The 691-nt window shown below is 25.5% G+C and carries 1 protein-coding gene; it reads left to right on the top strand.

The annotated features are described in order from the left end of the window. Positions 1–681 (top strand): CDP-glycerol glycerophosphotransferase family protein (locus ACF91D_RS31160; RefSeq protein ID WP_392438610.1); only part of this gene is annotated, 681 nt, incomplete at its 5' end. Between the last annotated feature and the right edge of the window lie 10 nt (positions 682–691).

Below are 691 nucleotides of genomic sequence, written 5' to 3'. Positions count from 1 at the left end.
GTAGTATCTTCAGAAAGAGAAAAATATGAAGTGATTGAAAAGTATAACTATACAGAACAAAATACTATTCTTACAGGACTTCCAAGATTTGATAATATTATTATGGATAGAAAAATATCAAAATTAACTAAAAATCATATTCTGATAATGCCAACTTGGCGTAAAGGTATAGATCAGTATACAGATGAACAATTTAAAAATACTTATTTTTTTAAAACATACAATCAATTATTACAAAATGAAATGTTAGTAAACTTTGTAACTGAAAATAACATTAAAGTTAGTTTTTATTTACATCGAAATTTTCAAAAGTTCTCACATTTATTTTGTGATAAGTACGTAAAAGTTTTATATGAAGGTCAATATAGTGTGAGTTCTTTATTAAAAGATAATGACTTACTCATAACAGATTATTCCAGTGTTGGCTTTGATTTTGCGTTAATGCATAAAAAAGTGATTTACTACAGACCGTCTGCATTGGTAAGTGATGAAATGTTAGAAGAAAACAAGAGTTTGTTACCAGGAGATATAGTAGAAAATGAGAAGGACTTAATAGAAGAATTACACTATTTCGAAATGAAAAAGAGATATAAAGAACATATGAAAGATATATATATATATGAAGATACTAAAGCTTGTCAACGAATCGCTAAAAAGATGATAAAAGCATTTAACTTATAATAAATAGCTT

This window comes from Staphylococcus sp. 231237_7MaSpsaltlick, assembly GCF_043107035.1.
Note: the sequence above shows the minus strand (reverse complement) of the source record. Positions and strands in the feature narration are given on the sequence as shown.